Annotated in this window: 12 protein-coding genes; 2 read left to right on the plus strand and 10 right to left on the minus strand. The window is 70.5% G+C overall.

Annotated elements, in window-relative coordinates; all coding sequences use genetic code 11:
• Positions 1-2 precede the first annotated feature (2 nt).
• Complete coding sequence (locus AB0N81_RS00550; RefSeq protein ID WP_365354355.1) at positions 3-533, plus strand: GNAT family N-acetyltransferase; 531 nt, start codon at positions 3-5, stop codon at positions 531-533.
• On the opposite strand, the gene AB0N81_RS00555 is transcribed toward AB0N81_RS00550, so the two are convergent.
• From AB0N81_RS00555 to AB0N81_RS00590, 8 genes are all read right to left on the minus strand, one after another.
• Positions 524-1,174 (minus strand): DsbA family protein, encoded by a 651-nt coding sequence (locus AB0N81_RS00555; protein WP_365354357.1) that lies wholly within the window; start codon positions 1,172-1,174, stop codon positions 524-526. The genes AB0N81_RS00550 and AB0N81_RS00555 overlap by 10 nt on opposite strands.
• 67 nt (positions 1,175-1,241) lie before the next feature.
• On the minus strand, positions 1,242-2,243 hold the full coding sequence (locus AB0N81_RS00560; RefSeq protein ID WP_365354358.1) for a 2-dehydropantoate 2-reductase N-terminal domain-containing protein: 1,002 nt from the start codon (positions 2,241-2,243) through the stop codon (positions 1,242-1,244).
• A gap of 8 nt (positions 2,244-2,251) precedes the next feature.
• Complete coding sequence (locus tag AB0N81_RS00565; RefSeq protein ID WP_365354360.1) at positions 2,252-2,620, minus strand: nuclear transport factor 2 family protein; 369 nt, start codon at positions 2,618-2,620, stop codon at positions 2,252-2,254.
• Complete coding sequence (locus AB0N81_RS00570) at positions 2,613-3,164, minus strand: DUF1697 domain-containing protein (protein ID WP_365354361.1); 552 nt, start codon at positions 3,162-3,164, stop codon at positions 2,613-2,615. The genes AB0N81_RS00565 and AB0N81_RS00570 overlap by 8 nt, the downstream gene beginning before the upstream one ends.
• Before the next feature lie 73 nt (positions 3,165-3,237).
• On the minus strand, positions 3,238-4,446 hold the full coding sequence (locus AB0N81_RS00575) for a S8 family peptidase (protein WP_365354363.1): 1,209 nt from the start codon (positions 4,444-4,446) through the stop codon (positions 3,238-3,240).
• Positions 4,447-4,732: 286 nt separating this feature from the next.
• Complete coding sequence (locus tag AB0N81_RS00580) at positions 4,733-5,719, minus strand: CDP-alcohol phosphatidyltransferase family protein (protein ID WP_365354364.1); 987 nt, start codon at positions 5,717-5,719, stop codon at positions 4,733-4,735.
• A gap of 209 nt (positions 5,720-5,928) precedes the next feature.
• Positions 5,929-7,146 (minus strand): macrolide-inactivating glycosyltransferase, encoded by a 1,218-nt coding sequence (gene mgt, locus AB0N81_RS00585; protein ID WP_365354365.1) that lies wholly within the window; start codon positions 7,144-7,146, stop codon positions 5,929-5,931.
• A 38-nt stretch (positions 7,147-7,184) separates the two neighbouring features.
• Positions 7,185-7,586: a MarR family winged helix-turn-helix transcriptional regulator gene (locus tag AB0N81_RS00590; RefSeq protein ID WP_365354818.1), complete on the minus strand. Its 402-nt coding sequence runs from the start codon at positions 7,584-7,586 to the stop codon at positions 7,185-7,187.
• 205 nt (positions 7,587-7,791) lie between these two features.
• On the opposite strand from AB0N81_RS00590, the gene AB0N81_RS00595 reads away from it, so the two are divergent.
• Positions 7,792-8,838: a hypothetical protein gene (locus AB0N81_RS00595; protein WP_365354366.1), complete on the plus strand. Its 1,047-nt coding sequence runs from the start codon at positions 7,792-7,794 to the stop codon at positions 8,836-8,838.
• A 20-nt stretch (positions 8,839-8,858) separates the two neighbouring features.
• Here the strand turns inward: AB0N81_RS00595 and AB0N81_RS00600 are convergent, their stop codons facing one another.
• Both AB0N81_RS00600 and AB0N81_RS00605 read right to left on the minus strand, forming a co-directional pair.
• On the minus strand, positions 8,859-10,535 hold the full coding sequence (locus tag AB0N81_RS00600) for an alpha/beta hydrolase (RefSeq protein ID WP_365354368.1): 1,677 nt from the start codon (positions 10,533-10,535) through the stop codon (positions 8,859-8,861).
• A 53-nt stretch (positions 10,536-10,588) separates the two neighbouring features.
• On the minus strand, positions 10,589-12,892 hold the full coding sequence (locus AB0N81_RS00605; RefSeq protein ID WP_365354369.1) for an MMPL family transporter: 2,304 nt from the start codon (positions 12,890-12,892) through the stop codon (positions 10,589-10,591).
• Between the last annotated feature and the right edge of the window lie 41 nt (positions 12,893-12,933).

Genomic DNA, 12,933 nt, shown 5'->3' on the forward strand with positions numbered 1-12,933 from the left:
GGATGACACCCGAACTGCGGTCCGAACGCCTCTGTCTCTCGCCCTACGTCGCCTCCGACGAGGACGACTTCGTCGCGTTGTTCCAGGACGAGGCCGTGGGGCGCTGGTTCGGGGACGGGATGCAGAGTGCGGCGGAGGACCGGGCGCTGTTCGGGCGGATGTTCAGCCATGTGTACGCGAACGGGCTGTTTCCCGTCTGGGCGGTCCGGTACGAGGGACGCTACGCCGGGCACGCCGAGGTCAAGCCGTCGCCGGAGAGCTGGCTCGACGGGCACGAGATCGTCTACGGCCTGACCAGGGAGAGCTGGGGGCTCGGGCTCGGGACGGAGCTGGCGAGGCTGCTGACCTCGTACGGGCACGAGACCCTGGGCCTGGCCGAGGTGCACGCGACGGTCGACTCGGAGAACGCGCCCTCCCTCTGCGTCCTCGAACGGCTCGGCTATACGCGGGGCCGCGTGGTCCCCGAGGAGCACGGCACCCTCACCGTCCAGATGACCTCGCGGCTCGGGGAGCGGTCCGGGCCTCAGGAGTAGTCGAGGCCGCCGGTGCGCGTGCGCTTCAGCTCGAAGAAGTCCGGGTGGCCCGCGAGGACGCGGAAGCTGTCGAAGAGCCGGGCCGCCTCCTCGCCGCGCGGGATCGCGCGCAGCACGGGCCCGAACCAGACGGTGCCGTCGACGTGGATCGTCGGCGTGCCCACATAGCCGCCGGCCTCCGGGTCCCTGCCCGCGTCGTGGCTGCGGCGCAGCACCTCGTCGTACGAGGCATCGTGCGCCGCCGCCGCGAGACCGGCCGGCAGACCGAGCTCGGCAAGGGCCTGCTCGGCGACTTCCCCGAAGTCCTCGTTCTTCTCCTGGTGGATTCGGGTGCCGAAGGCGGTGTAGAGGTCGCGGAGGACCTTCTCGCCGTGCCGGTCCGCGGCGGCCGCGGCGATCCGCGTGAGGGTGAGTGAGCGGTCGACCAGGTCCCGGTACCAGTCCGGGAGTTCGTTGCCCTCGTTGTGGAAGAAGAGGCTCATCACGTGGAAGCGGACGTCCAGGTCGCGGTGGCGTTCGACCTCCAGGAGCCAGCGTGAGGTGATCCACGCGAACGGGCAGGCCGGGTCGAAGTAGAAGTCCACCCGGGTGGTGGAGGCGGAGGCGTCGGGTGCGGGCGTGCGGGCGTCGGTCGTCGTCATGCCCCGACACTAGCCAGCGAGTGGCGCGGGCTTCTGGGCCATTCGCGCCTCTTGCGGGCGGGCCATTTCATCCGGTGTCGACCTCCGCCGTCAGCTCCGCGACCGTCATCGATCCCGCGGGCCGCCGCTCGCGGGCGCACCTGTTCGCCACCCGTTGCAGGGCGTCGTTCACCGGTGTCGGCACCCCGTGCCAGCGGCCGAGCAGGGCGATCTCGCCGTTGAGGTAGTCGGATTCGATGCTGCCCGTGCCGCGGTCCAGGCTCTGCCAGGAGGAGCCGCCGCCGCGCGGGCTCCCGTCGAAGGGGTCGAAGCGGATGTGGTCGGCGCGGGCCCTCTGCTGCTCCTCGTCGCCCGCCCAGGCGATCCCGGCGGCGGTGAGCGCGGCCTCGCCCTCGGCGCGGGCCCTGGCGTAGAGGTTTTTGGCCTCGTCGTCGGTGATCGGCCCGGTGACCGCCTCGACGGAATTGGCGAGATTGGCGAGCAGCTTCGCGTACTTCCAGCGCATCACGTCCGCGACGACGGGTGCGAGGATCCGGGACTTCTCCAGGTCCGCCGATATGCGTCGGGCGGTCTCGTCCGTGCCGGCCGGGTAGCGGCCGATGTGCAGTATGCCCGTGCGAGGGCTGCCGACGGCGGAGACCAGGCCCGGTTCCGTGTGGGAGGCGGGCATGTAGACGCACACGCCGTACACGTGCCGGAAGCGGCGCAGGGCGATGCGTTCACTCTCCACGCCGTTCTGCGCGCAGACCAGGGGGAGCCGCTCGGCCGCCGTGCCGCCGCCGGTCACCGGGCGGCCGCCCCAGGCGTCGAGGGCCGCCGTGACGTCCTGGGTCTTCACGGCGAGGAAGAGTATGTCGTCGGCGCGCAACTCGCCGAGGTCAGTGGGCTGTTCGGCCACCGGCAGCCGGTGTGTCAGCGTTCCCTCGTGCGTTCTGAGGCGCAGCCCGCCGTCCCGCAGGGCCTCGGCGTGGGCGCCCCGCGCGACGAGCACCACCTCGTGCCCCGCTTCGGCGAGCCGTCCGCCCACGGTGCCGCCGACGGCCCCTGATCCGATGATGATGTAGCGCATGCGTGGCCTCATTCCTCGCTGAACGGTGTCGCCTGGTGGAACCAGAGCCGCCAGTCGCCGTCGGTGCGCCGCCACAGGGAACTGCGGTGCGCGCGGCGGCCGTTGCTGTCGGTGTCGAAGGTCAGGTGCACCAGGTCGTCGGCGAGCTGGACGCCCCTCATGCGGGAGGTCGTGACGGGCCGGGTGCCGGGTGCCGGGCTCGCCGTGAGGACACCGACGATCGACGCCCGGTCCCACCGCGCGCCGGAGGCGCCGAACTCGGTGAACTCCGGGTGCAGCAACGCCCCGAAGAGCTCGGGCGAGGCGCGCACCTCGGGGTCGAGGAGGCGCAGCTCGCCGTCGATGGCGGCCTCGACGGCCGGTGTGCGTTCAGCCATGGGTCATCTCCACGAGTTGTGTGACCGTGTTCCAGTTGCGGGTGGTGGCGATGACGCCCTTGGTCAGGGCGGGCCGCGACAGCTGTTCGCCGAGTTTGGAGCGGCCGAGGCCGTCGGGTGCGTACAGGTAGAGGACGCGGTCGCCGAGCCTGAACTCCTCGGGGAGGAATGCGGGTTGGTCGACGGCGGTGAAGCGGTCCGGGCCGACGGGCGCGGAGAAGTAGGTGACGTGCAGTTGCTTGGGCTGCAGTTCGGCCGCGGGGAACGGGCAGGCGTCCCGCACCGCCCGCAGATACGCGCTGTCGCGCACGAGGACGTCGACGGCGAAGCCGAAGCGCTCCGCGATCGCCGCCCGCGCCTCGGCGGCCAGGGACTCCTCGTCGCCGTGGTCCGCGGTGAAGACCGCGTTGCCGCTCTGCAGATACGTCCGTACGCCGCCGTGGCCGAGCCCCTCCAGGAGGGCCCGCAGGTCGGCCATCGGCACCTTCTTGTGGCCGCCCACGTTGATACCGCGGAGCAGCGCCGCGTATGTCCTGATCGCCATGCGCACACGATAGAGCGGCCGCCGTGCCCCGTGGGGGTGGGCACGACGGCCGCGGCTCAGCGGGTGGCGAGGGTCACTCGACGACCTTCAGGAGCTTGTTGGGCGTGCCCTCGCCCGGGTTGGAGATCTTGTCCGGGGTCGCACCGTCGGTCAGCGCCTTGGCGACGTCCGCGGGCTTGGCGTCCGGGTGGGCGGCGACGTAGACGGCAGCGGCGCCCACGACGTGCGGGGTCGCCATCGACGTACCGGAGATGGTGTTGGTGGCGTCGTCACCGGTGTTCCAGGCGGACGTGATGTCCGAGCCCGGGGCGTAGATGTCCACGATGGGGCCGTAGTTGGAGAAGTCGGACTGCTCGTCGTCCTTGGTGGAGGAGGCGACCGTGATGGCGTCCTTCACGCGGGCCGGGGAGCCCTGGGAGGCGTCGGTGGACTCGTTGCCCGCGGCGACCGCGAAGGTGACGCCGGCCTCGATCGCCTTCTGGACGGCCGCGTCGAGCGCTTCGTCCGCGCCGCCGCCGAGGCTCATGTTGGCGACGGAGGGGCCCTGGTGGTTCTTGGTGACCCAGTCGATGCCCGCGATGACCTGCTCGGTGGTGCCGGAGCCCTGGTCGTCCAGGACGCGGACGGCGACGATCTTCGCCTTCTTGGCGACGCCGTGCGCGTCACCGGCGATGGTGCCGGCGACGTGCGTGCCGTGGCCGTTGCCGTCGTCGGCGTTGTCGTCGTTGTCGATCGCGTCGAAGCCGGAGGTGGCGCGGCCGCCGAAGTCCTTGTGGCTGACGCGGACGCCGGTGTCGATGACGTACGCGGTGGCGCCCTCGCCTGCGGCGTCGGGGTAGGTGTACTTCTTGTCGGCCGCGGTGTCCGCCTGGTCGATGCGGTCGAGGCCCCACGACGGCGGGTTGTCCTGGGTGGCGTCGATGGTGAACTTCTTCGACTGGACGACCTTGCCGACGGTCGGGTCGGCGGCCAGTCGCTTGGCCTCGGTCTCGGTCAGGCCCTTGGCCGAGAAGCCGTTGATCGCGGAGGAGTAGTTCCGCTTCAGCTCGCCGCCGTACTCCTCGGCGAGGTCGGACTTGGCGCCTTCGTCGGCCTTCTCGTCGAGCATCACGATGTAGCTGCCGGCGACGGCGCCCTTGGCGTCGAGGCCGTACACCTTGCCCTCGGCGGGGGTGGCCGCGCCGGCGAAGGAGGTCGCGAAGACGGTGACACCGACCGCGGTGGCGGCGGTGGCTATCGCCGCGGTGAGCTTCGTCGTGCGGGCACGCTTGTGAGTTGCCATGAAGAGGGGTCTCCTCAGTGCTGTGTGGGGGGATGTGGGGGGTTGTTCAGCTGTTTTTCCCAGGGCTTGCCGCGGCGACAAGTTCGTCGCGGCATCCCTCGAAGGCCGGAAGATCTCCGGGTGTTGGGACGAAACCCTGTCTGATTGACGGGCGCAGATCAATACCTACATACACCTGTGACTTGTTCAACAAGGTTCCGTAATAACAAACCGGAACTGTGCCGTCGGATCGGACATCCCGGGCCACAAGGACCGCAACTCCCGGTAACAGAAGGCACTTTGTGCCTCAAGCGGCGGCGGGGACCTTCTCCTGCTCGAAGGAGTCGATCGTCCGCGTGAAGTCGCGGGTCGAGAGCAGCAGCTTGTAGATGATGGCGAGCTCGAAGACCAGGAGGAGCGCACCCGAGATGATCGTCGCGGGAATCACCGCGTCGAAGATCGGGCCGATCATGAAAACGCCCATCTGGAACTCGATTCCGCTCACCAGATGCGCGCGGATACGGTGGCGCAGCAGGAAGGACCGGGCCCGCAGATAGGCGGGGAACTTCCGCCGGAACTCCTGGTGCAGGTCGATGACCTGAGCCTTCGGAGCCGCCTCCTCCCCGTCGGCACCGGCCTCCCGGTCGGGCTGCTCGGCGTAGGGCGCCTCGCCCGCGGCCCGCTGGAGGTCCTGCTCGATGTCCGCCGAGGGGTTGTCCCGCAGCAGGTCCTCCATGAAGGCGAGCTCCGCGTCGTTCTGCGCGCGCCGGGCGGCCCGCATGCGCGTCTTGATCTGCTTGCGCATGGTGTGCCGGATCTTGAAGATCTCCAGCGAGTTGATGTAGCGCAGGGTGTCGAGCGCGACGACGGCGAGCGCGAGCCAGATGTAGAGGGTGTCGCCGGTGCGGTCGTACTGGCCCCACATCAGCGCGACGCCGCACACCATGACGCGGATGCGGTCGAAGACGAAGTCCAGCCAGGCTCCGAAGACCGAGCCCTGCCCGGTGAGGCGGGCGACCTTGCCGTCCATGCAGTCGAGGATGAAGCTGAAGTGGTACACGGCCGCGCCGAGGACGAGCCACTTCCAGTCGCCGAACGCGAAGCACGCCGCCGAGCCGAGCCCGAGAAGGAACGCGCCCCAGGTGATCTGGTTCGGCGTGATTCTCGTGTACTTGGCGGTGAGCCGCACGAGCGGCGTGGCGACCGGGTCGACAAGCAACACGGTCCACCACGCGTCACGCTTCTTCTCGGTGATGCGGCGCACCTCGGCGAGGGGCGGTATGTCTCGACGCATGGGGGTCAACTTCCTGGTGTTCGGCGAAAGTTCACCCCACGCTAGGAAGATGGTTGCCCAAGGAACAAGATCTGCCGCGTGCAACCTTTGACCGGGGGTAACGGTCAACCTTTCAGGACGAGTCAATGGCCCTTCCAGGACGGTGCCGTGTTATCAGAGCGTTACCGAATAACCGGGCTGCCACGGGAACCGCGTCACGCAGCGTCACGTCAGGACCTTCGGGCCGGCACTTTCGCCAGCTCCTCCTCGATGAGGTCGGCCGCCCTCCTCGTGCCGCCCTCGGCCGCCATCGCGTCCCTGATCCCCCCCAGCCTGCGGGCCACTTCGGGGTCCCCGACCAGCGCCAGGACCGCCTCGCGCAGCGTCTCGGCGGTGGCCTCCTCCATCGGCACATGCCGGGCCACACCGAGCCCCTGGAGCATGTCCGCGTTGCCGAACTGGTCCACGGCCTGCGGCACGGCCACCATCGGGGTCGCGGTCGCCAGACCCTCCTGACTGCCGCCCGCACCGGCATGGGTGATGAAGGCATCGGCCTTTTTGAGGACCGCCAACTGCGGCACCCAGGGGTGCACCTCTACGTTCTTCGGTACGTCCCCGAGCTCGCCCGCGCCGACGTGCCTGCCGACCTGCAGCACCACGTGCCAGCCGGGCAGATCCCCGAAAGCCTTGACGCACTCGCGGTAGAAGCCCGGCTGCTTGGTGAAGGACGAGCCGAGCGAGACGAGCAGCACCTTCTCGGCGCCGGCGGGCCGCTCCCAGTCGCCCTGCGCCGCCCGGTCGCCCTGGCAGGCGCCCACGAACGTGTGCACGCTCTCGTCGACCCGGTCGGCGTTCGGCTGGAGCGCCTTCGGGATCAGTACGAGCGAGCGCGGCGGCCTGCCGACGAAGGGGTCCGGGTGCTGGGTGATGCCGTTCTCGGCGAGCCAGCCGATGAAGCGTTCGTAGTACGCCCGGCCGCGCCCGGTCTCCTTCAGCTCCGCGTACATCGGCTCGGCGACCTCCTCCTCGTAACCGTCCCAGGCGACGAGGTTCGGCGAGAGCGAGATCTCGGGGACGCCCCAGCGGCGGGCGAGGACACGCGCCGGATAGGAGGTGATGTCGTACAGGACGAGGTCGGGCTCGTCCCCCTCATAAGCGCGGGCCAGTTCCGGCAGGACCTGTATGGCGTCCGCGAGGAACGGCTCGATGTTGTCGATCAGTTCGGTGCCCCACGCCTCCGGGTCGTCGTCCGCGGAGGGCAACGTCGTGGTGTAGGGCCGGGGCTCGGCGCCGGTCTCGGCGACCTTGTCCACGAAGGCGTGCGGAATGGCGTACGTGACGCGGTGCCCGCGCGCGACGAGCTCACGCATGACTTCGAGACTCGGGTTGACGTGCCCGTGGGCGGCGATCGAGAACATGGCGATGTGGGCAGGCCTGGATGAGGTCATGCCCGGAACTCTAGGCGAGACGATACGTCTCGTGCAAGCTATGCGGGATGGTCGTCGTCGGCCGCCGCCTCGTTGTAGCGGAGCAGATACTCCGCGAACCGCGTCAGGTCCGCCGCGCTCCACCCCGCGAGCCGGCCCTGGAACGCGACCCGGCGGGCGTCGCCCACCTGCACGAGAACCTCGTTGCCCCGGTCGGTGAGGTGCAGCACGTGCACCCGGTGATCGGCCGGATCGAGGCGCCGCTCGACGAGCCCGGCCTTCTCCAGTGCCCCCACCTGCCTGCTGATCGTCGACTTGTCGAGGGTGTAGTGCGCGGCGAGGTCCGTGGCCCGGCAGCCCCCCTGGTGCTCGAGATGACTGAGCAACGTGAAGGACACGAGCGAGAGCTCGGGGTGCATCCGTGCGGCGGTGGCGCGCGCACGTCGGGCGAACGCGGTCATCTCCCGCTGGATGACCTCGATGGACTCATCCCGGACCCCACCCTCGACCCCACTCCCGGCCCCGGCTCTCGCCCCTGCCCCGTCTCGATCGGTCACGATTTCTCCCTCTCCATGAATAGTTGTAGAGTACAACACAAAGAGAGTTGTATATGCCAACCATCTGCGCCGAGCAGGCCCCCTCGTACCGAACAACCGGAGTTCCCCCATGTCCGCCACCACCGCGGAACCCACCGCCCGACTGCGCGACGTACTGCGCCACGTCCTCCTCCACCTGGTCACGCCCCTGCTGATGTGCCTCGGCATGGGCCTGGCCTACATGGGCGCGTTCGTCACGCCCGAGCCGAACGACATGCCGATCGCCGTCGTCGGCTCGGGCCCGCAGACACAGGCCTTCGCGCGGAGCGTCGAGGACAAGGCGGGAGACGCCCTCGACGTACGCACCCTCGGCTCCCGCGACCAGGCGGTCGACGCGCTCAAGTCGCAGGACATAGCGGGCGCCTACGTGCCCGACACGAAGGCCCCCGAACTGATCGTGGCCACCGCCGGATCCGACATGAGCGCGACGGCCGCACAGAAGATCTTCACGCCCGTCGCGGCGGCGCAGGGCATGCCCCTGAAGGTCACCGACGTCGCGGCGCCGGTCGACGACGACCCGACGGGCCAGGGCCTCTTCTTCCTGCTCGTCGCCGTGAGCATCGGTTCGTACGCGTCGGTGGCGGTGCTCGGCGCGGCCGGGGCGGGACTGCGGATGCGGGCCAGGGCGGGCCTCGTCGTGGGCGTCTCCTTCGCCGTCAGCCTGATCGGCGCCGCACTCGCCGGGCCGATCTTCCACCTCGTGCACCAGGGCCTGTGGGGCGTGTGGGCCATGTGCTGGCTGTACGCGGCCGGGATTCTCTTCATCGGCGTCGGACTGCACACGTTCCTGAAGCGCTGGACGACGCTGGCGATGATGGTCCTCTTCGTGATGCTCAACTTCACGACGTCCGGCGGTCTCTTCCGCCCCGAGCTGCAGAACGGCTTCTTCGGCTCCCTGCACGCCTTCTGGAACGGCGCCGGCTTCGTCGAGGGCGTCCGCAGCCACCTCTACTTCGGCGGCCACGGACTCGGCGGACACATCTGGACGCTCGTCGGCTGGCTGGTGCTCGGCCTGGTGGCCGTCGGCGTCGCGGGCCTCTGGGAGCGGCGCGGGCGCACGGCGGTGGCACCCGCGGCCGCTCAGGAGGAGGAGATGGAGGAATCGGTCGCGGTGTGAGACCGCGGCCCGGCTCCTGCTTACGGCTGCTTCCCGTTCGTGTCGCGCGGACAGGTGTAGTCCTTGGCCGGGAGTTCGCCGGTCAGCAGGTAGTCGTTGACGGCCTTGTCGGCGCAGGCGTTCGGGTAGCCGACGAACACCGCGTGGGTGCGCACGGGGACGGTCACCAGCTTGGAGCCCCGCATCGCCCTGTGCATGCCGAGGCCCTGCCGGTACGTGGTGCGGGTGTCGCCGGTGGCCTGGATCTGCAGCGCCGGCAGGGTGTTGTCGATCTCGGTGCGCGGCTCCCGCGGCTTCTCCTTCCACCAGCCGCACGGCATCGGGGAGTTGTGGAAGGGGCCGAACACCGGCTGCTTCCGGCGGGCCTTCTCGATGGCCTCGCGGTACCACTCGGCGTCGCCCGGCGCGGTGGTGTCGGCGCACAGGACGGCAAGCGTGGAGGCGTAGTCCTTGCCGGTCCCCGTCTCCTGCGGGCCGGTGCGGAACATGGCGTCGAGGAGCCCCGCGAGCCGCTGCGGCGGCTCGACCGTCCGGCCCGCCGCGGCGTCCAGGAGCAGCCGCAGGGTGCGCGCGTACTCGGCGTTGTCGAGGTCGTCCGTCCCGAGGAAGTAGAGGACGAACGGCAGGCTCTCCTGGTCGAGCCGGTCGCCGCCGACCCGGATCGGCTGCTTCGCGGCCCGCCGCACCAGCCCCTCCACGGTGGCCCGCACGGCGGCGGGCGTCTTCCCCAGGCGGTACGTCCCGTGGCGCGGCGCGGCCCAGCGCGCCACGTCGTCCAGGGCCTTCTCGTTGGCCGGGCCCATGGCCTGGAACATCTTGAGGCCGTAGTCGCGCGGGTCCATGGCGCTGTCGAGGACGATCCTGTCGGTCCTGCCGGGGAACATCTCCGCGTGGACGGCGCCGAGGTAGGTGCCGTAGGACTGGCCGAACCAGGACGTCCTGCGCTCGCCGAGCGCGCCGCGTATGACGTCCACGTCACGGGCGATGTTGCGGGTGGAGTAGTGCGCGAGCCGGTCGCCGTACTTGGCGTCGCACTTGCTCGCGTCGTCAGCCGACTTCTTCGCCACGCGGTCGAACGAGGCGCGGTCGAATCCGGCGCCGCGGAACCAGGAGAGGCTGTCGAGGCCGCAGTCCAGCGGTGAACTCTCCCCCAGGCCGCGGGTGTCCATGCCGATCACGTCGTACGCGGCCGCCACCTTCGGCGTCATCTTGGCGCGCAGCTGGGCGGGCATCCCGAGGCCGTGTCCGCCGGGGCCGCCGGGGTTGGTCTGGAGGATGCCGCGACGCTCGCGGTCCTTCCCGGTGGCCTTCAGCCGGGAGATGGTGAGAGTGAGGGTTCGGCCCTCGGGTGCGGCGTAGTCGAGCGGGACGGTGACCTTCGCGCACCGCGTGCCGGTCTCGTCGAGGGCGGGGTCCTCGCACGGGCCCCAGTCGAGGTGCTGCCGGTAGAAGCGGTCGAGCCCGGCTGCGGTCTCCGCGTTCGCCGCCGCCTCCGCCCGTGCCGCCGCCCCCGCCTTGGACGTCGCCCCGGTGGAGACGACGGTCGTGTGACCGGCCGTGGCGGAACCGTCCGCGCCTGCCGGGGCGCCGCCGCTCGCCGCGCGTCCGGTGACCCCCGCGGCCAGGGCGAGGCCGACGGCGGTCAGGGTCCGGGGCGTCGCCTTTCGGGGTGTTGTCTTTCGGGGTGTCGCCTTCATGTGCTGCCTTCGCTGTTCGGGGGAGGACGTGGTGTCCCGGGGGCCGGGGGCGGTCACCGAGTCGGCCGGTGTTCGGGGTGCGGGTGCACGGAGTGGGGGTGTGCGGGGGCGGCCGCGTACGGCTCGTACTGCCCGTACTGCTCGTACTGCTCGTACTGCTCGGGGACCGTCGCGTACGGCTGGGGCTGCCCGGGGGTGCGCGGGCCGGCCGGTGCGTGGTGGCGGCCCTGCGTCCGTCCCGTCCTGCGCGGCCACCACAGACCGCGTCCGAGGACCGCGGCCAGGGCGGGCACCAGCACGAGGGAGAGCACGAGCGAGGACAGGAGGATGCCGAGGCCGGTGGCGAAGCCGATCTCCTGGGTGGCGGGGCTGGCGGCCAGGCTGGCGAAGGAGCCCGCGAGCACGATGCCCGCCGTGGCGATGGCGGGCGCGGTGTGCCGCACCGCCTCCGCCACCGCGTGCCGGGCCGGGACCGGCTTCGCCATCTCCTCCCTGATCCGGTCGGTGATCAGGATGTTGTAGTCGGTGCCGAGGGCGACGACGAACAGGAACAGCACCAGGGGCAGCGTGAACGAGACGCCCGGCCGGTCCAGGCCGTGCTGGAAGAACAGCGTGCTCGCGCCGAGGGTCGCCAGGAACCCGAGCCCCACGGCGATCATCAGCACGACCGGGGCGAGCAGGGAGCGCAGCAGCAGGAAGAGGATCACCGCGATCAGCAGGGCCGCGACCGGGAAGACCAGCCGCAGGTCCTTCTCCACGGCCGTCGCGATGTCGGCGAAGACGGCGGCCGTCCCCGTGACGTACGCCTCCGTGCCCTGTGGGGCGGTCCGCGCGGCCGTCTCCCTGACGGGCCCCGAGACCAGGTCGCGCGCTTTTTGCGTATCGGACTCGACGCTCAGGAACAGATCGACCCGCGCGGCCGTGCGGTCCTTGCTGAGCACCGGCTCGCCCACCTCGCCGACGCCCTCCGCCTTGGCGAGGGAACGCGTCATGCCGGTGAGTGAACTCGCCTTGATCTCACCGCCGTTCGTGCTCCGCACGTACACGCTGTGCGGGTCGGAGACGCCCGGGGGCAGGCTGCGGGAGATCTGCTCGGCGGTCCTGACCGCGGCGGTCTCGTGCAGGCCCTGCTGGTCGTAGCTCATCTTCACGCCGAGCGCGCCCGCGCCCAGCGCACCGAGCAGCACCAGGCTGCCGAGGGCGTACCGCAGCGGCCGAGCGCTCACCGCGTGCCCCAGGCGTGCGGCGAAGCCGCCGGTGCGCTCCTTCTTCCAGGCACGCGCGGGCCAGAACATGCCGCGGCCGAGCACGGCGAGCAGTGCGGGCATGAGCGTGAGGCTGGCGAGGAGCATCACGAGCACGGAGAGCGCGATCGCGGGGCCGAGCACCCTGAACTGTCCGAAGCTCGCCAGGCCGAGGGTCGCGAAGGCCGCCACGATCGTCAGCGCGGCGGAGGTGATCGCGCTGCCCACCCGCTCGGCCGTCGCGGCCGCGGCGGTCCTGGCGTGCTGCCCGGGATGGTTCCGCAGCTGTTCCCGGAAGCGGAACATCAGGAAGAGGAAATAGTCGATGCCGATGCCGATGAGTACGACACCGATCAGCGAAGGCGTCGACGGGTCCAGGCTGATGCCGAAGAGCTTCGCCGCGCCGACCACGGCGCCCGAGGCGACTCCGCCGATCAGTGCCACCGCGACGAGCGGCACGAACGCGGCCGCCGGGCTGCGGAACACCAGCACGTTGAGGAGCACGATGAGGCCCATCGTCAGGATGCCGACGACTTTCCCCGTGGTCTCCTCGGCCTCCGTGTCGTCCACCGTGGAGGCGATGCCGCCGGTGAAGCCGACGCGCATGTCCGCGTCGGCGAACGCGTCCTCCGCGGTGTCGCGGAACTTCTTGTAGACGTCCTGGAGCCCGGGGTCCTGCGCGTTCCCGTCGAGCGACACCGTCAGGAGCCGGAAACTCCTGTCCGGCGCCACGGCCCCCGGCGAGACGCGCGGGGTCTGGGAGTGGTCCTTCATGAACTCTTCGGGTTTCGGTGCGGCGATCCGCTCCCGGCCCAGGCCGGCCGCCGTGGCGGTGATCCGCCGCTGGTCGCCCGACGTGAGTCTGCCGCCGTCGTCCCTGGCGACGAGCACGGTCAGGGCGTTGGGGTCGAGCTTGGTGCCGAATTCGTCCTCCGCGATGCGCAGGGCCACCGCCGAGTCGTACTTCTTGGGCAGGAAGTCCCCGGCCTGGGAGTCGGTGACGTCGTACATCATCGTCTGCCCGACGAACGACAGGGCCGCTCCGAGAACGGTCCAGACGACGATGGTCAGCCATCGGTGCCGGGTGGAGAAGGAGGTCAGCTTGCGGATCATGCCAACAGGTCATCACGCGGGGCCCCTTGGGAGCGTCGGCC

This window comes from Streptomyces sp. NPDC093510 (genome assembly GCF_040683555.1).
Lineage (GTDB): Bacteria > Actinomycetota > Actinomycetes > Streptomycetales > Streptomycetaceae > Streptomyces.

Coding starts and splice junctions, on each gene's coding strand:
- AB0N81_RS00565 (WP_365354360.1), bottom strand. CDS start 2,620: ATGGCTGAACGCACACCGGCCGTCGAGGCCGCCATCGACGGCGAGCTG.
- AB0N81_RS00570 (WP_365354361.1), bottom strand. CDS start 3,164: ATGGCGATCAGGACATACGCGGCGCTGCTCCGCGGTATCAACGTGGGC.
- AB0N81_RS00550 (WP_365354355.1), top strand. CDS start 3: ATGACACCCGAACTGCGGTCCGAACGCCTCTGTCTCTCGCCCTACGTC.
- AB0N81_RS00580 (WP_365354364.1), bottom strand. CDS start 5,719: ATGCGTCGAGACATACCGCCCCTCGCCGAGGTGCGCCGCATCACCGAG.
- AB0N81_RS00605 (WP_365354369.1), bottom strand. CDS start 12,892: ATGATCCGCAAGCTGACCTCCTTCTCCACCCGGCACCGATGGCTGACC.
- AB0N81_RS00600 (WP_365354368.1), bottom strand. CDS start 10,535: ATGAAGGCGACACCCCGAAAGACAACACCCCGAAAGGCGACGCCCCGG.
- AB0N81_RS00575 (WP_365354363.1), bottom strand. CDS start 4,446: ATGGCAACTCACAAGCGTGCCCGCACGACGAAGCTCACCGCGGCGATA.
- mgt (WP_365354365.1), bottom strand. CDS start 7,146: ATGACCTCATCCAGGCCTGCCCACATCGCCATGTTCTCGATCGCCGCC.
- AB0N81_RS00555 (WP_365354357.1), bottom strand. CDS start 1,174: ATGACGACGACCGACGCCCGCACGCCCGCACCCGACGCCTCCGCCTCC.
- AB0N81_RS00560 (WP_365354358.1), bottom strand. CDS start 2,243: ATGCGCTACATCATCATCGGATCAGGGGCCGTCGGCGGCACCGTGGGC.
- AB0N81_RS00595 (WP_365354366.1), top strand. CDS start 7,792: ATGTCCGCCACCACCGCGGAACCCACCGCCCGACTGCGCGACGTACTG.
- AB0N81_RS00590 (WP_365354818.1), bottom strand. CDS start 7,586: ATGACCGCGTTCGCCCGACGTGCGCGCGCCACCGCCGCACGGATGCAC.